This is a genomic window from Gemmatimonadales bacterium (genome assembly GCA_036265815.1).
Lineage (GTDB): Bacteria > Gemmatimonadota > Gemmatimonadetes > Gemmatimonadales > GWC2-71-9 > CAVVWJ01.
Genome location: DATAOI010000048.1, coordinates 1 through 16,541 on the forward strand (window position 1 = coordinate 1; position 16,541 = coordinate 16,541).

At 66.8% G+C, this 16,541-nt stretch carries 18 protein-coding genes; 6 read left to right on the top strand and 12 right to left on the bottom strand.

Annotated features, from left to right (window positions below; all coding sequences use genetic code 11):
• The coding region (locus tag VHR41_10000) for a hypothetical protein (protein HEX3234517.1) at positions 1-239 on the bottom strand (239 nt) is incomplete at its 3' end.
• Entirely contained in the window at positions 236-550 is a 315-nt protein-coding gene (locus VHR41_10005) for a hypothetical protein (protein HEX3234518.1), read from the bottom strand. The genes VHR41_10005 and VHR41_10000, both read right to left, overlap by 4 nt.
• A gap of 238 nt (positions 551-788) precedes the next feature.
• Here VHR41_10005 and VHR41_10010 point away from each other — a divergent pair, with 238 nt between their 5' ends.
• Positions 789-1,598: a LytTR family DNA-binding domain-containing protein gene (locus VHR41_10010; GenBank protein HEX3234519.1), complete on the top strand. Its 810-nt coding sequence runs from the start codon at positions 789-791 to the stop codon at positions 1,596-1,598.
• A gap of 45 nt (positions 1,599-1,643) precedes the next feature.
• Here VHR41_10010 and VHR41_10015 read toward each other — a convergent pair whose 3' ends face one another.
• A complete protein-coding gene (locus VHR41_10015) occupies positions 1,644-3,062 on the bottom strand; it encodes an amidohydrolase family protein (protein ID HEX3234520.1) in 1,419 nt (472 codons plus the stop codon).
• Positions 3,059-4,504: an amino acid permease gene (locus tag VHR41_10020; protein ID HEX3234521.1), complete on the bottom strand. Its 1,446-nt coding sequence runs from the start codon at positions 4,502-4,504 to the stop codon at positions 3,059-3,061. Before VHR41_10020 ends, VHR41_10015 begins: the two co-directional genes overlap by 4 nt.
• Before the next feature lie 245 nt (positions 4,505-4,749).
• Between VHR41_10020 and VHR41_10025 the strand changes: the two genes are divergently transcribed.
• From VHR41_10025 to VHR41_10035, 3 genes are all read left to right on the top strand, one after another.
• Positions 4,750-5,142, top strand: coding sequence for a 2-oxo acid dehydrogenase subunit E2 (locus VHR41_10025; protein HEX3234522.1), 393 nt, complete (start codon positions 4,750-4,752; stop codon positions 5,140-5,142).
• 130 nt (positions 5,143-5,272) lie between these two features.
• Positions 5,273-6,679 carry a selenium-binding protein SBP56-related protein gene (locus VHR41_10030; GenBank protein HEX3234523.1) on the top strand — a complete coding sequence of 469 codons (1,407 nt, stop codon included), beginning with the start codon at positions 5,273-5,275 and terminating at the stop codon, positions 6,677-6,679.
• A 7-nt stretch (positions 6,680-6,686) separates the two neighbouring features.
• Positions 6,687-7,343, top strand: coding sequence for a hypothetical protein (locus VHR41_10035; GenBank protein ID HEX3234524.1), 657 nt, complete (start codon positions 6,687-6,689; stop codon positions 7,341-7,343).
• A 118-nt stretch (positions 7,344-7,461) separates the two neighbouring features.
• Here the strand turns inward: VHR41_10035 and VHR41_10040 are convergent, their stop codons facing one another.
• The 4 genes from VHR41_10040 to VHR41_10055 all read right to left on the bottom strand — a co-directional run bounded on the left by VHR41_10040 (position 7,462) and on the right by VHR41_10055 (position 10,846).
• On the bottom strand, positions 7,462-8,358 hold the full coding sequence (locus tag VHR41_10040; GenBank protein HEX3234525.1) for an EamA family transporter: 897 nt from the start codon (positions 8,356-8,358) through the stop codon (positions 7,462-7,464).
• 33 nt (positions 8,359-8,391) lie between these two features.
• Positions 8,392-8,865: a dihydrofolate reductase family protein gene (locus VHR41_10045; GenBank protein HEX3234526.1), complete on the bottom strand. Its 474-nt coding sequence runs from the start codon at positions 8,863-8,865 to the stop codon at positions 8,392-8,394.
• 260 nt (positions 8,866-9,125) lie between these two features.
• Positions 9,126-9,821, bottom strand: coding sequence for an amino acid racemase (locus VHR41_10050; GenBank protein ID HEX3234527.1), 696 nt, complete (start codon positions 9,819-9,821; stop codon positions 9,126-9,128).
• 464 nt (positions 9,822-10,285) lie between these two features.
• Positions 10,286-10,846 (bottom strand): hypothetical protein, encoded by a 561-nt coding sequence (locus VHR41_10055; GenBank protein ID HEX3234528.1) that lies wholly within the window; start codon positions 10,844-10,846, stop codon positions 10,286-10,288.
• Between the two features lie 245 nt (positions 10,847-11,091).
• Here VHR41_10055 and uvrA point away from each other — a divergent pair, with 245 nt between their 5' ends.
• Positions 11,092-13,572 (top strand): excinuclease ABC subunit UvrA, encoded by a 2,481-nt coding sequence (uvrA, locus tag VHR41_10060; protein HEX3234529.1) that lies wholly within the window; start codon positions 11,092-11,094, stop codon positions 13,570-13,572.
• Here the strand turns inward: uvrA and paaD are convergent.
• The 4 genes from paaD to paaA are packed head-to-tail and all read right to left on the bottom strand — an operon-like array spanning position 13,559 to position 16,150.
• Entirely contained in the window at positions 13,559-14,065 is a 507-nt protein-coding gene (paaD, locus tag VHR41_10065) for a 1,2-phenylacetyl-CoA epoxidase subunit PaaD (protein ID HEX3234530.1), read from the bottom strand. The genes uvrA and paaD overlap by 14 nt on opposite strands.
• Positions 14,062-14,841 carry a 1,2-phenylacetyl-CoA epoxidase subunit PaaC gene (gene paaC, locus VHR41_10070; GenBank protein HEX3234531.1) on the bottom strand — a complete coding sequence of 260 codons (780 nt, stop codon included), beginning with the start codon at positions 14,839-14,841 and terminating at the stop codon, positions 14,062-14,064. The genes paaD and paaC overlap by 4 nt, the downstream gene beginning before the upstream one ends.
• A gap of 1 nt (position 14,842) precedes the next feature.
• Positions 14,843-15,154 (bottom strand): 1,2-phenylacetyl-CoA epoxidase subunit PaaB, encoded by a 312-nt coding sequence (gene paaB, locus VHR41_10075; GenBank protein ID HEX3234532.1) that lies wholly within the window; start codon positions 15,152-15,154, stop codon positions 14,843-14,845.
• A 24-nt stretch (positions 15,155-15,178) separates the two neighbouring features.
• Positions 15,179-16,150: a 1,2-phenylacetyl-CoA epoxidase subunit PaaA gene (gene paaA / locus VHR41_10080; protein ID HEX3234533.1), complete on the bottom strand. Its 972-nt coding sequence runs from the start codon at positions 16,148-16,150 to the stop codon at positions 15,179-15,181.
• Positions 16,151-16,298: 148 nt separating this feature from the next.
• Between paaA and VHR41_10085 the strand changes: the two genes are divergently transcribed.
• Positions 16,299-16,541, top strand: a 243-nt coding sequence (locus VHR41_10085) for an enoyl-CoA hydratase-related protein (GenBank protein HEX3234534.1), incomplete at its 3' end; no start/stop codon positions are given.

The following is a 16,541-nucleotide window of genomic DNA, read 5'->3' on the forward strand; positions in this document are numbered from 1 at the left end:
CAGGTGACGGAGGGTGACACTTCGAATCCGTGACTGTCGGATCCCGGTTCGACCGATTCCGAGGCCGAGAGGCTGAATTGCGTCGGGTGTCGCCCATCGGTGTACATCGATTGAGTGAACGTGGTGCGACTCGGCAGCAGCAGGGCAGGGCCGCCCCGCAATTCCTCGGTGGCGAGCGCCGGCAATTCCGCTGTGACACCGAAGCCAGCCCCCCAGTAGTTCCGGAGATCGAGATTCACGTAGCCGTTGGCGACGGTCGAGCGCCGCTCGCCGCCCAGACTCCAGCCCGCGCCCAGGTGATCCGACCCGGCGATCCAGTGCCGGATCGATCCGGCTGGGCGGGACCGCTTCGGAGATTCCCCTCGAGGACGAGCTGGCCTTCCTGGAGCGCTACCTCGCCATCGAGCGAGTGCGATTCACCAACCGGCTCACGGTAGACATCGCCGTGCCCGCCGAGTTGCGAGATGTCCTGGTACCGAACCTCGTGCTGCAGCCTCTGGTGGAGAATGCCTTGCGACACGGACTGGCGGAGCAGGAGAAGGCGGGCCACATCAGCATCGAAGCCAACGCCCGCGACGGCCTGCTCCGGCTTGTCGTCGTGACGACGGCGCCGGTCTGCCCCCCGGCTGGAACCTCGATCGCTCGGCGGGCGTCGGCCTCACCAACACCCGGGCCCGCCTGGCGCACCTGTACGGGGAGGAAGCGTCGCTGGATCTGTTCGGGGAGCCGGGCGGGAGCGGAACGGTTGCGGTGGTTTGGGTGCCGCTGAAGCAGGCGTCTCGCATGCCATGACTACCATCCGTACCGTTCTCATCGACGACGAATCCCTGGCCAACGCCGGCCTGCGCGCCCTCCTGGCGCCGCATGCCGACCTCGAGGTCGTGAGCGAGGCGCTGTCGGGCCGGGAGGCCGTGCGGCAAGTCGCGGCACTCAAGCCGGACCTGATCTTCCTCGATGTGCAGATGCCGGGGCTCAACGGGTTGGGGGTGTTGCGGGAGCTGATGCGGAACGGGGGGACCACGCCGGCGGTGATCTTCGTGACCGCCTACGACGAGTTCGCGGTTCAGGCCTTCGAAGTGCAGGCGCTGGACTATCTGCTCAAGCCGGTAGAGGGGGAGCGGTTTCGGCGGGCGGTGGACCGGGCGAGGGCGGAACGGGGTCGCCAGGCGCCCAAGGCCCGGGCGGAGGAGCTGGAGCGCCGGCTCCGGGCGCTGCTGGCCGAGTTCGACGAGCACCGGAAGGCGGGGAAGAGCGGGTCCAGGTACCGCGAGCGGCTCATGGTCTCGGTCGGCACCCGGTCGGTGATCGTCGAGACCGCCAGCATCGACTGGATCGGGGCCCGGGACTACTGCGCCGAGCTGCATGTGGGGGGGAAGAGCTACGCGGTGCGGGAGACGCTGGGGGCACTGGAGGCGGCGCTCGACCCTGCGAGTTTCGTGCGGGTCCACCGCTCGGCGATCATCAACCTCAACCGGGTCACCGAACTGCGGCGCCGAGCGGTGCGGGGGACCACGGTGGTGCTGGCGGACGGGGCGAGAGTGCCCGTGAGTCGGGGGAGGTTAGGGAGATTGATGGAGGTGTTGGGGCCGAGGCGGTGACCCGCTGGGTGGAGGCGATCGAGGGCTGGGGTTGATGTCGCTCTTTCAGTTCCGCGCCGCCACCTGCTTGGTGCGCTCCCGCAGCGAATCGATCGCCATCTCCGAGAAATACCGCCCGTCCGCAATGACGCCGACGATCGCGCGGGTGTTCCTGATATCGTCGAGCGGATTCGTCCTCAAGAGCACCAAGTCCGCGATCCGCCCAGCCTGCACGCTGCCGAAATCATTTTCCCGGCCATAGAACTTCGCTGGATTGAGTGTCGCCGTCTGCAGCGCCTCCAGCGGGGTGAACCCCGCCGCCACGAAACGCTGCAATTCGAGATGAAGGGAGATCCCCGGGGTCACATCGACGCCGGCGGGAGTGTCGGTGCCGGCCAGGAACGGTACTCCTGCCGCATGCAGTCTGTGGACGATCTCGAGCTCATGCGCGACGAAGCGGCGGCGCACCGCGAGCGAGTCGGTATCGAGACTCTGCAGGATCGCCTTCTGCATCGCCGGATATTTCTTGTCGATCCAGGAACGTGGTGTGAGGGCCAGGTCCGGATCCTTCTGATAATCCACCGCGTCCACCAGCCACTGGCCCCGTTCCCAGAAGAGCGTGGGGCACTGCCAGACCTGATGCCGAACGAGGAGGCGAGTGAGTTCCGACTCGCGATCTGGATCGAATCCCTTGAGCAGTGCCGCGAGGCTCTTGTTGGTCGCCGTGTCTCCCCCGGCGCCCCATTTGCGCGAAAGGAAAGAGGTCTCGTCAGGGGTACTCGCCTCGAAGATTCCGATCAGGTGCTCGAAGGTCCGCTGGCCGGCCGAGATGGCTTCGGAGGCGCGGATGGCATCGGGGACATGTCCCTCGAAGTCGATGCCCAGCCGCTTCGCTTCGGTGGCGGCGGCGAAGTAGGCCTCACGCGGCATCCCCGACTGGATCTTGATGAAATCCACTCCCCGGCTCTTGAGGCTGTCGACCGCCTTGCGGCCATCCTCCGCGCTCGTGACCCTGATCGATGCCTTGTACTGCGCGGTGGGGCCGTCCAGCATCGGCCCGGAGACTACCATGCGCGGACCCAGCAGGCGGTGCGCGGCGACTTCGTCCCTGGCCTTGAGTACCGATTCAAGATCGCTTCCCACGTCGCGAACGCCGGTGATGCCGTTGGCAATGAAGAGCGGCAGTACGTAGTCGTCCCCAAAGGTCTTGGGCCAATCGAAGTAGGCGTGGACGTGCATATCCCAGAGACCGGGGATCAGGTAGAGACCCGTTGCATCGATCATCTGCCCCTTCGGTCGACGTGACGTCGAAGCCGCTCCGACACGGACGATTCGATTCCCCTCGATGACCACCGTCGTTCCGGGCCGCAGCGTACCATCGGACACGTCGATCACCGTGGCGTTCGCGATCGTGACCGTCTGGGCGGACAGCGGGAGGGCCGCGAGTGACAGGAACAGCCGGACGGCATTGAACAGGGGCTTCATCGCTCTTCTCCCTTGTTCAGCTTCGAATTCCGATAGCCATAGCCGAGGTAGATCACGAGACCGATCAGGAACCAGACCAGGAGCCGGATCCAGGTCTCGATGTCCAGCGCCACCATCAGATAGAGCGCCGAGATCGCCCCCATCGGCGCCGTGAACCAGATCCACGGGGTCCTGAAGGGGCGCTCCAGCCCCGGCTCCCGCACGCGGAGGACAAGGATCCCGATCGAGACGATGACGAAGGCCGAGAGGGTGCCGATCGAGACAAGTTTGGCGGCATCCCGGAGGGGGAGGATCGCGGCAGGGATCGCGACCGCGATGCCGGTGACGATCGAGGTGATGTACGGCGTCCGGAACTTCGGGTGCACCTTGTTCACCGCGGCAGGCAGCAGCCCATCCCGCGCCATCGAGTAGAAGACCCGACTCTGGGCCATCAGCTGTACCAGGATGACCGAGGAGAGCCCGGCGATCGCACCGAGACTGATGAAGGTGGAGATCCAGCCTAACCCGGCACGATCGGCGGCGAGGGCGATCGGCGCCGGGACATCGAGCTCACGGTACGGCACGATCCCGGTGGCGATCAGTGAGACGATGATGTAGAGAACGGTACAGACCAACAGCGACCCGATGATGCCGCGCGGCATGTCGCGCTGGGGGTTCTTCGCTTCCTGTGCCGCGGTGCTCACCGCGTCAAATCCGATGTAGGCGAAGAAGACAATCCCGGCGCCGGCCACGATGCCGCTGGTGCCGAACTGCTCGCGCGGGCCGGCGTTGGGCGGGATGAAGGGGTGCCAGTTGACCGGGTTCACCGCCTTGGCGGCGAGTACGATGAACATCAGGACGACGACGAGCTTGATGAAGACGATCACCGTGTTGGCGTTGGCCGACTCCTTGACACCGATCACCAGCAGCGTGGTCACGATCGCGACGATGACCACCGCCGGGAAGTTCATGATCGAGGCGACCTGCGTGCCGTCGGCCATCGTCACCATCGTGCCGCGGGCCGCGGATAAGGCCGCCGGGACGTGGATCCCGATGTCGTTGAGGAACCGGACGACGTAGCCCGACCATCCGATCGCGACGGTGGTGGCGCTCAAGGCGTACTCCAGCACCAGGTCCCACCCGATCACCCAGGCGATGAACTCGCCGAGCGTCGCATATCCATAGGTGTAGGCCGAGCCGGCCATCGGGACGAGGCTCGCGAACTCGGAGTAGCAGAGCGCCGCGAAGACCGAGGTCACCCCTGCCAATGCGAACGACAGGACGACCGCGGGGCCGGAGTTCTGCGCCGCCACCGTGCCGGTGAGGACGAAGATCCCGGTCCCGATGATGGCCCCGATGCCGAGCGCGGTGAGGTTCCACGGGCCGAGCGCCCGCTTGAGGCTGGTATCCGACTGCGCCTCGGCCTGGAGCGCCGTGACGCTCTTCCGACGAAAGATGTTCATGCGATTCCCTGGTGCGGTGGCGAGCATTGAAAAGCGGAAGGTCGAGCGCGGCTACGTTAGGCCCACCACTAAGGACTGTCAACTGGAGGGGGCATTCACATGGTGCGGGGTGGAACAAGAGCGCCGCCTTTCGGCGGCGCTCCGTCCTGCGATGCGTCGACTTCGACTTTGCAGACTTCCGCTTGCCGAGAGCCGAATTGCGATAGCCATACACGGACGGTAAGGAACCCAGCCGGGAGCCCCACATGGCTGATACGCAGCCGGACCCGGGGCGGCGGCTGGCGAGCGACGCGGCCGAGGCGCCGGTGGCGATCGTCGAGCCGGTGGGCTGGTCGCTCCGCGCCCTGACCGGGCGAGCCCAAGCCGGCGGGCTCAGCCCGACGGACGTGCAGCACGGCACCTTCTCGATCCCCAACCACGGCGTGAGCGGCAGCCTCGTCGCGGCGCCGATCGTCAGCGCGGGAGCAGGGGGGGGGCTGCCCGTTGACGACCCCCCCAAACCCCCTCCTACCTTCGGCGAAGGAGAAGGAAATTCCTATCCCTCACGCGACCATCTTCCGCGGCGTCGGACCCTCGGCCCTGGCCCGCGCGCTCCGGTAGTCCCTTCCTGCTTGACCCCTCCGGTTCTGCTGCTGTAGCCTATGGATAGTGGCCTGGCACGATTCGGCCCGGATTCCGCGTACCGTATTGAGCCGCACGACCTCGACCGACCTGACCACACGCTGGAGATCGGTGTCGCCGGCGGCTCCCTGACCCAAGGGAGATACCATGACCGCTACTTTGCGACCCGATCCTACCTTCTATCCCTCCCCCAAGCTGGCGATGGCCGGCCCGACCGAGCGCTACGCCTACACCGCGCTCCCGCGCCCCGACAAGACCCGGCCGGACGCCATCGGGGTGGTGGACACCGTCCGCGGCTCGAAGACCTTCGGCAAAGTGGTCCACAAGATCGAGCTGACCCACAAGGGGGACGAGCTGCATCACTTCGGATGGAACGCGTGCAGCTCGATGCTCTGCCCCATGACCGCGCACCCGCACGTCGAGCGCCGCTATCTGATCGTGCCCGGGATGCGCTCGTCGCGTATCTACATCATCGACACCAAGCCCGATCCGGCGCACGCGAAGATCGTGAAGGTGATCGAGCCCGAAGAGGTCATCGAGAAGACCGGCTATTCCCGTCCGCATACGGTGCACTGCGGACCGGAAGGGATCTACATCAGCACGCTCGGCGGCCGCGGCAAGGACGGCACCGAGAGCCTCCCGGGCGTCTTCCTCATGGACTGCGAGACCTTCGACATCATCGGACCGTGGGAGATGGATCGCGGGCCGCAGAAGATGAGCTACGACTTCTGGTGGAACATCACCAAGGACTACATGATCTCGAGCGAGTGGGCCCTGCCGCCGCAGTTCGAGAACGGCCTCGTCGCCGAAGACCTGCTCAGCAACCGCTACGGCCACACGCTCCACTTCTGGAACCTGCGTCAGCGGAAGAACGTGCAGAGCATCGACCTCGGCGCCAATCATCAGATGCCGCTCGAGATCCGGCCGGCGCACGACCCGAGCCGCAACTACGGATTCGTGGGCGTGGTGGTCGACACGACCAACCTCGAGGCGTCCATCTGGACCTGGTATCGCGAGAAGGGAACCTTCAAGGCCGCCAAGACCGCGACGATCTCTCCCGAGCCCGCCGACCCCGCCAAGCTGCCTCCGCTCCTCAAGGGCTTCGGCGCGGTGCCGCCGCTGGTGAGCGACATCGATCTGTCGCTCGACGACAAGTTCCTCTACGTCGCCTGCTGGGGGACCGGTGAGCTCCGCCAGTACGATGTGTCCGACCCGATGAAGCCGACGCTCGCGGGCTCGGTGAAGGTGGGTGGCATCGCCGACCGCACGCCGCACCCCAATGGGACGGCGTTCGCCGGCGGTCCTCAGATGGTCGAGATCAGCCGCGACGGGAAGCGCGCCTACTTCACCAACTCCCTCTACAGCACCTGGGACGACCAGTTCTATCCGGACGGCGTGCCCGGTCTCCAGGTGATGGCCAACGTCAAGCCGGGCGGCGGCATCGAGCTGGATAAGGAGTTCCTGGTCGAGTTCGAGCCGGGCTATCGGTCGCACCAGGTCCGCCTCGAAGGGGGCGACTGCTCGACCGACTCGTTCTGCTTCCCGTCGAAGTAGGGATGCGATGACGAGCATCGCCGAGCACCCGGGGGCCTGGCTCGCGATCGTGGGGCTGGGGTTCTATCACGGGATCAACCCCGGGATGGGCTGGCTGTTCGCGGTCTCCAACGGCATGCAGGAGCGGCGCGGGAGCGCGGTGTTCGCGGCGCTCCCCCCGATCGCCGCCGGGCACGTCCTGGCGATGGCGGCGGTGCTGCTTCCGTTCGCGCTGCTGGCGGTCTCGATGGAGCAGATCAAGGCGCTCGGGCTCCTCGCCGGCGTCGCGCTCATCGCCTTCGGCGTCTACAAGCTGGTGAACCGCCGCCATCCCCGGTTCCTCGCGCGCATCGGTCCGGATCGCCTCGTACTCTGGTCGTTTCTCATGGCCACCGCGCACGGCGCCGGGCTGATGCTGCTTCCGGTCTATCTCGGACTGAGAGTCCCCCACCATGATCACGCCGCGATGGCACAGATGGCGGGCGACGGGATCCTCTCGGCGTCAGTGGTCGCGCTGGTCCACACCTCGGCGATGCTGCTCATCGGCGGGGCGATCGCGTGGGCGGTCTATCGCTATCTAGGATTGCGCTTGTTGCAGCGGGCCTGGTTCAACCTCGACCTCGTGTGGGCTGCATGCCTGATCGTGGTCGGTGGGATCGCCCTGGTGATGACCATTAATGCCTAGCGTTCGCGCGTAGCGGTAGGTTCGAGCATCCGGGGTAGGCGCCCGGGCAAAGATGCCCAAGGGCGAACGCCATCCGGAGATCTCGCAGCCCTCCACCGATACGACGAGCGAGGGGTCATCAGTTCGACATGTCTTCGCCTCGTTGCACGAACCCGATCGCCGCGATAGCCAATGCGGTCGACGCAACGATCGACGGGCTGATCCGCTCACCCGCAAACAACCATCCGAGCAGCACCGCCACGATCGGATTCACATAGGTGTGGGTCGCTACCAGCGTCGGCGGGTAGTGCTTCAGCAGCCAGGTGTACGCGGTGAACGCCATCAATGAACCAAAGAAGACCAGGAACATCAGTCCGCCGAAGGATGCACGCGACACTGCCGTCCAGTGGAAGTCGTGCAGCTCGCCGCGCAGGACTGCGCCAGCCAGGAGCATCACGGCACCGCAAAGCAGTGGGAGTGCGGCATTCATCGTCGATGTGTCCGGCGCGCCATCGCGGCGTGCCTGCAATTTACGGGAAAGGACGATTCCCACCGCCCATGACACGGAGCCCAGTAAGACCGCGAGCGGTCCCGCGATCATTCCCTGTCCAGCGGTGACGTCGGGCCGGAAGAGCACGATCACGCTTGCAGCTCCAAGCCCCAGGCCGAGATAGGTCGTGAGGCCCGGCCGACGTCCCAGTTTGAATAATGGCAGCATCAGCGCCACGAAGATCGGTTCGGTGGCGACCACCAGCGCGGCCACTCCGGAAGGGATCCTTTGTTCGGCCCAGTGCAAAGTCCCGTGTCCCACCAGGAAGAACAGGAACCCCAGCACGAGACCAGCGCGCCAGGCTTCTTTGCTGGGGCGCTCGCCGTTCCGCCACGCCCACGCGAGCAGGATCGCGCCAGCGATCAGATGACGCGTAGCCGCCGTCAGGAACGGAGGGATCGTTTCCACCGCGTAACGGATGGCGAGAAACGTGGAACCCCAGACGATGTAGATGATCGAGAACGCGAGGATGCCTTGCAGGCGCACGCGTCGAACGCTCGTCACAGGTGAGCTGAGGGCTCAGCCCGCCCCGGGCCGCGCAAGCTTGAGGTGGGTGACCCGCCGGGTCGCCAGGGTCCGTACCGGGAGGAGCCCGTGCAGCTCGGTCCCGGTCCCCTCGAACAACCGCTCTCCGCCGCCGAGCAGCAGCGGCACGACGTGGAGCTCCATTTCATCCACCAGTCCGGCCTTGAGGTACTGCTGCGCCGCACTGGCGCCGCCGGCGAGCGTGACGTCCTTGCCTCGCGCCTCCTCGCGGGCCCGGGCGAGCGCTTCCTCGATCCCGCCGGTCACGAAGTTGACAGTGGTCCCGCCTTGCATCGCGAGCGGCGGCCGGGCGTGGTGGGTCAGCACAAAGACCGGGTGATGGAACGGCTGGTCGTCGCCCCACCACCCCTTCCACGGCTCCTCCCCCGCCTCCCACGAGCCGGGGTGGCCGCCGAACATGTTGCGGCCCATGATCGTGGCGCCGATGTTGGTGAGAGACTCGTCCATCACTCGCGTGCTCTCGTTCACCTCGCCGCCCGGGAGCCCGTGCGCCTCGCGCCAGACCGCCAGGCCGACAACCCTGGAGCTGCTCCCCGCCGATGCCGAGAGGGTCTTTCAGGCTCTGCCGGGGCCCGGCGACGAAGCCGTCGAGGGACATCGTAATCGTGAAACGCAATCGGGACATGGTTGGTTCTCCTTACGAACCGAGACACCAGACTGCGGGCTGCGCCGGCGGATGGGCTGCGCCGGCGGGTGGGTCGTCCCGACTACTTCACGATCGCATCCACCGCGGCACCGACATGGATCACGGTCGTGTCGAGAAGCGGGATGTCTTTCGGTTCGGCGTCCCGCAGAAGAAGTGGTAACTCTGTGCCGGCGACGAGAATCGCTTCGACTCGCTCCTCCCCTCGCAGACGCTCGATGATCGCGAGAATGGCGTTGCAGCTCTCGGGTAAGAACTGGTTCTTGAGTAACTCGCCGATGTAAATCTTGTGAATGACCGCTTGCTCAGCCTCATTCGGCGCAACCAGTTCGACTCCAGCCCGGGCGAATACCTCCGGAAAAAAGCGGGCTCGCATGGTAAAACCGGTGCCGAGCACCCCGACCCGTGCATACCCCAGACTTCGCACATGCTCGCAGGCTGCCTGCACGATGCTGAGCATCGGAATCGGCGATCGGCGCTGGACGTCATCGAACACAAGGTGAGGCGTGTTCGCAGCGATGAGTGCGATCTCAGCGCCCGCTCGCGCCAGGCGTTCGACCGAGGCGGAAATGTAGTTCGTCAGGCTGGCAAGATCGTTCGCGTCCAGCATCGCGATTCCGCGGTTGACGTCGAGGCTGTCGATCAGGAGGTGCGGCGCGCTCCCGTCGGTCACCCGGGCGCGGTAGCCATCGAGGACGAAGCGATAGTATTCGATCGTAGATTCCGGACCGATCCCGCCGACGATGCCGAGGGTCTTCATAAAGGAAGAATAATGAAGGGCTGCGCCGGCGAGTGGGCTGCGCCGGCGGGTGGGCTTCGCCCGGCGGGAGCGGCGGGGTGCTACTTGGAGGTGGCCATGGAGCGGGCCAGGCGCCACGTGAGTATCGCTGCCTTGTCACGCATCTGTTGCAGCCTTGCCCACGCCTCGTCGGTAAGAAATTGCGTATCGTGAGCGAACCGGAGCAGGTAGGCGAGCTCGGAGAGGGAGCCGAGCGATTAGTCGAGGAAGCGTCGGAATTCGGCTGGTCCACGCTTCGCGGATCCACCCCCGCGTCGCCGAGTAGACCGCCAACGCGAGCTCGTGACTGACCTTCCAGGCCTCGAATCGCTCGTAGGGCATCGTGGCCGGCATGATAAATCCTCGGGGGTGACCAAACGAGGATCTCGCGGACACCTCAACCAACCCTCAATTCCCCCGCCGCTCCCGCCGCTCCCGCCGGCGCGTCAGCGCCCCCGCCGTTCGAGGAACACGCGCCTGGTGTCGTAATCCGACCCCGTTCCCGTTTCGATGAACCCAATGCCGAACTTGGTATCGTGCGAGGCGATCTCGTTGGCGTTCTTTCCCGAGGCGACGGTGTGGTTGAGGAAGACGGCTTCGACCCTGCGCCGTTCTCCGTTCTCGTAGAATTTCGTCCCGGCCAACAGGGCACCGTTGATCGTCGCGTCCTTCAGTACAAAGCTCCGGCGGCGGTTGATCTCGCCGTTCATCGCGTCGAATCCGCTGCCTGTTACCACGCCGCCCCGCTCGACATGAAGCGACAAGCTCCATTCGCTATCCTCCGATTCGTAACTGCCACTGTACTCAACCGGATCGCGAACCGCGGCTTGGTTCTTGATGTCGATGTAAGTCTCGATCGAGACATTCGGCTTCTCTTTCTTCTTGTATTTCGTCTTGTCGAGCGCGGCGACCAGCTCGCGGGTCTTTAGGCCGGAATCCTGGGCGTAGACATCACATGACACAACAACGAAGAGCGCCAAGACGGCCGCAAGCGATAGTCTAAGCATGAGTTCCCCTCCTTGGAGAATGGCCTAGGAGCAAAACACTTAGACACTCACCATCGACCATCGGTTGCTCGACGGCTATCAGGGGAACGCATTGCGGGCGGGGCGCTGACGCGTAGGGGGGGGCGCTGACGCGCCGGCGGGAGCGGCGGGGTGCTACTCGAAGGTGGCCGTGGAGCAGGCCCGGCGGCTGGGAATCTGTGTCGGCTGGCACGTCAGGCGCTCCCGGATCGGGATAGCTTTGCCGGATGACCACCCACGACGGCTTCGTACACGTCCGCGGCGCCCGAGTGCACAACCTCAAGAACGTCGACGTCCGGATCCCTCGCGACGCCCTCGTCGTCTTCACCGGCGTCTCAGGCTCGGGCAAGTCGTCGCTCGCCTTCGGCACCCTCTACGCCGAGGCGCAGCGGCGCTACCTCGAATCCGTGGCGCCGTACGCGCGGCGGCTGTTCCACCAGGTGGCCGTGCCGGAGGTGGACGGGATCGACGGCCTCCCGCCCGCGGTCGCCCTCCAGCAGCAGCGCGGTGCGCCGACCACCCGTTCCTCGGTCGGGAGCGTCACCACGCTCTCGAACCTCCTCCGCATGCTCTACTCGCGCGCGGGAGACTATCCCCGCGGCCAGGGCATCATCTACGCCGAGGGCTTCTCGACCAACACGGTCGAGGGCGCGTGCCCTCGGTGTCACGGGCTCGGCCGAATCTACGACGTCACCGAGCGGAGCATGGTGCCGGACGACACTCTCACCATCCGCGAGCGAGCGATCGCCTCCTGGCCGCCGGCGTGGCACGGCCAGAACCAGCGCGACATTCTCGTCACCCTCGGCTACGACGTGGATCGGCCCTGGCGCGAGCTGCCCAAGAAGGACCGCGACTGGATCCTCTATACAGAGGAAACGCCCACCGTCCCGGTCTACGCCGGCTACACCCCGGCCGAGACGCGCCGAGCCCTCAAGCGGAAGGAGGAGCCGAGCTACATGGGCACCTTCTCCGGCGCGCGGCAGTACGTGCTCGAGACCTTCGCCAAGACCGAGAGCGCCCAGATGAGGAAGCGCGTTTCGCGCTACATGGTGAGCACCGAGTGCCCCGTCTGCCACGGCAAGCGCCTCCGGCCCGAGGCGCTCAAGGTCAAATTCGCCGGCCTCGACATCGCCGACATGTCCCGCCAGCCGCTGAAGCGTATGGCCGAGATCTTCGCACCGTACGCGGTGGAGACGGCGCCCGGCTTCCAGCGGCTCAAGGAGGAGCACCCGGAGAAGGCGATGGTCGCCTGCCGGATCGCCAAGGACCTCGTCGCCCGGCTCGAGGTGCTGATGGAGCTGGGCCTCGGCTACCTCTCGCTCGAGCGCAGCACGCCAACGCTCTCGCCCGGCGAGCTCCAGCGCCTCCGGCTCGGCACTCAGGTCCACAGCAACCTCTTCGGCGTGGTCTACGTGCTCGACGAGCCCTCGGCGGGCCTGCACCCGGTGGACATCGAGGCACTGCTCCGGACGATCGATCGCCTCAAGGCCGCGGGCAATACCATTTTCGTCGTCGAGCACGAGCTCGACGTCATGCGCCACGCTGACTGGATCGTGGACGTCGGGCCGGACGCGGGCCAGCACGGGGGCCAAGTGCTCTACAGCGGGCCGGTCGAGGGGCTCCGTGAGGTGAAGGAGTCGCGCACCCGCGAGTACCTCTTCGGCGAGCGCCGCCCGGCGTCGCGCCAGCCGCGGGAGCCCAGGGGCTGGCTCCGACTCGAGGGCGTCACCCGGAACAACCTGCACGACCTGGACGTCTCCTTCCCGCTCGGCGTGTTCACCACGGTGACCGGCGTCTCGGGCTCGGGCAAGTCGAGTCTGGTGAGCCAGGCGCTTGTCGAGCTGGTCCAGCGGCACCTTGGGCACGAGGTGCAGTCGCCGGAGGACGAGGCCCCGGAGCTGGAGCGCGGCCCGGTCGAGCCGACGGGCGGCCATACCGTGGAAGGGATGGAGGGCATCCGCCGGCTGGTGATGGTGGACCAGAAGCCGATCGGCCGCACGCCCCGCTCCAACCTGGCGACCTACACCGGCCTGTTCGACGGTGTCCGGAAGCTCTTCGCCGCGACCAAGCAGGCTCGGTCGCGGAAGTACGATGCGGGGCGGTTCTCCTTCAACGTCGCCAAGGGCCGATGTGAGACCTGCGAGGGCGAGGGCTTCGTGATGGTCGAGCTCCTCTTCCTGCCGAGCGTCTACGCCCCGTGCCCGACGTGCCACGGGTCGCGCTACAACGCGCGGACGCTCGAGGTGAAGCACAAGGAAAAGAACATCGCCGGGGTGCTGGCGATGACGGTGGACGAGGCGGCGGCGTTCTTCGCGGAGGAGGCCGGGGTGAGCCGGTCGCTGGAGATGCTGCGGAGCGTCGGAGTCGGCTACCTGCGCCTCGGCCAGCCGGCGACGGAGCTATCCGGCGGCGAGGCGCAGCGGATCAAGCTGGCCACGGAGCTGCAGCGCCCCGCCCGGGGTGACACGCTCTACATCCTGGACGAACCGACGACGGGGCTGCATGCGGCGGACGTCGAGAAGCTGGTGGCGCAGCTCGACGGGCTGGTAGGGGCGGGGAATACTGTGATAGTCGTGGAGCACGACATGTCGGTCGTGGCGCAGAGTGACTGGGTGATCGACGTGGGGCCGGGGGCGGGGGAGGAGGGGGGGACAGTAGTAGCGGAAGGCAAGCCGGGGAACGCGAGGGCTGGCCCTAGATCGCCTTGAACTCCTCGAACGGCTGCTGGCAGTGATGGCAGTAATGGATGGCTTTGCAGGCCGTCGACCCGAACTCGCTTTTGCGCTCGGTGTTCGAGGATCCGCAGTAGGGGCAGGCGACGCGACGCACCGACGACGTCAACGGAACCAGCGCCTGCTCGGCGACCGTGTGGTCGGGAGCAGCGATGCCGTAGGCCTTGAGCTTCGCCTTGGCTGAGTCGCTCAGCCAGTCGGTGGTCCAGGCCGGCGAGTACACTGTCCGGAGCTCGACGCGGTCGTAGCCGTTGGCGTGGAGCGCGGCCACGATCTCCTGCTCAATCATGCGCATCGCGGGACAGCCGGAGTAGGTCGGCGTCACCTCCACGGTCACGGCCCCATCGGGGCTCAACTCCACCCTGCGAACGATCCCGAGCTCGACGATGTCCAGGGCCGGCACTTCGGGATCCGGGATGCCGCGCAGCACCCCGAACAGGGCATCCGTCCCTGCGCCCGCGGGGCTCACCACTTGGCCCCCGGGTGCGACCGGGCCAGGATCTGCATCTCGGCCAACAGGTGGCCCAAGTGCTCGGTGTGCCGTCCCTGGCGTCCGCCGGAGTGCATGTAGCCTTCGGCCGGCGGCGTGAGGGTCGCCCGGTGAAGGACGTCGATGACGACCTCACGCCACACGGGCTCGAGCGCCGCTGGCTCCGGCGCGATCACACGCGCCAGCAGCCGGTCCACCTGGTCGGCGGCGAACAGCTCTCCCGTGTAGGGCCAGAGTTCGTCCACCGCCGTCTGGACCCGCCGATGACTCTCCTCCGTGCCGTCGCCCAATCGAATCACCCACTCGCCGCTGTGGCGGACGTGATAGCGGGCTTCCTTGTGGGCCTTGGCCGCGATTCCGGCGAGCTCGGTGTGGGTCGCCCGTTGGAGGCCGTCCAGCAGCAGCACGCTCCAGGCGTCGAAGAGGAACTGGCGCACGATGGTGCGGCCGTAGTCGCCGTTGGGAAGCTCGACCAGGTTGACGTTGCGGTAGTCGATGGCGTCGCGGAAGTAGGCCAGGGCATCCTCGTCGCGCCCCTGCCCCTCGACCTGGCCGGCCAGACGGAGGAAGTGCGTCGCCTGCCCGATGAGATCCAGCGCGACGTTGGAGAGGGCGATGTCCTCCTCGAGAACGGGGCCATGGCCGCACCATTCGGACAACCGGTGGCCCAGCACCAGGCGATCGTCACCCAACCGGAGGAGATACTCGAAGAGGGCCTCCCGCGGAACGCCTGCGTCCTCGTCGGTCGGGCGCACCTCAGTACACCCGCACGCCGCGGGGCGTCTTATAGAACTGCGGATGACGATAAGGCTTGTCGTCGGCGGGATCGAAGAAGGGACCCTGGTCCTCCGGGCTCGAGGCCACGATGGCCGCGCTAGGCACCACCCAGACACTCACGACCTCGCCCCGGCGTGCGTAGACGTCGCGCGCGTTCTGCAGGGCGATCTCCGCATCCGGCGCGTGCACGCTCCCGGCATGCTCGTGCGGGGCGCCGTCCTTCGCCTGGGTGAACACCTCCCAGAGCGGCCACTGGTCGCTCGCGTGGTCGGGCTGGTTGGCGGCGGCCATGGGTTCCGTTTCCAGCGGCCGGCCTCAGGCCGCGGGCGCCGCACTCCGGCGGCGCTGCTTCTCGGCGAAGGCCGCCGCCGCCTCGCGCACCCAGGCACCCTGGTCGTGTGCGGCGCGCCGAGCCGCGAGGCGCTCCCGGTTGCAAGGGCCGTTTCCGCTGATGACCTGTTTGAATTCCGCCCAGTCGATCTCGCCGAACTCCCAATGCTTGGTCTCGGCGTCGTAGCGGAGCTCGGGGTCGGGCAGCGTGAGCTTCACCGCCTGGGCCTGGGCCACGGTCAGATCCACGAACCGCTGCCGGAGCTCGTCGTTGCTGTACCGCTTCACCCGCCAGCGGAGCAGATCCGCGCTGTTGGGCGAGTTGACGTCGCTGGGGCCGAACATCATCAGGGTGGGCCACCACCACCGATTCACCGCATCCTGCACCATGGCCCGCTGCAGGGGGGTGCCGTCGGCCAGGGTGGCCACGATCTCGTAGCCCTGCCGCTTGTGGAAGTTTTCTTCCTTGCAGATCCGGACCATGGCGCGGGCATACGGCCCATATGAGGCTTTCGCCAGCACGGTCTGGTTCACGATCGCGGCCCCGTCCACGAACCAGCCGATGACCCCGATGTCCGCCCACGTCAGGGTCGGGTAGTTGAAGATGCTGGAATACTTCGCCTTGCCGGTGAGGAGCTGGTCGATCAGCTCGGCGCGGGCCACACCCAGCGTCTCGGTGGCGCAGTAGATGTAGAGCCCGTGGCCCGCTTCGTCCTGGACCTTGGCAAGCAGGCACATCTTGCGCCGGAGGGAGGGCGCGCGGGTGATCCAGTTGCCCTCGGGCAGCATGCCCACGATCTCCGAGTGGGCGTGCTGCGACATCATCCGCACCAGCTGGTGACGGTACTTCTCCGGCATCCAGTCCTTGGGCTCGATCGTCTCGCCGGCGTCGATGCGGGCATCGAACGTGGCGGCGGCTGCGGACTCGTCCGGTGTCGGGGGCGGGTGAAGGGACATCTTGGCGTGCCTCTTGGAGTTCGGGGTGGCGTCGCGGTCGCTTGGAGCGGCTCCGGGCCACCCGCTACCTTCTATCCAGTTGTATCGTACCGGACCTCCAGGGGGAAGGGAAGCCGTGACCCAGCGGACGACGCACGAGCCCGGCAGCGTGACCACAGAGGTAGCGGACGGCGTCGGCAGCGTGACCTTCGGGCACCCCAAGGGCAACTCACTGCCGGGAACTCGCCTCGCCGAGCTGGCGGCCCGGATCACTGCGCTGGGCCAGGAGCCGGGGGCGCGGGTGATCGTGCTTCGAAGCGAGGGCGCGGGTGCGTTCTGCGCGGGTGCGTCCTTCGCCGAGCTGTCCGCAATCGCCGACGTCGAGGGCGGCACTCGCTTCTTCATGGGCTTC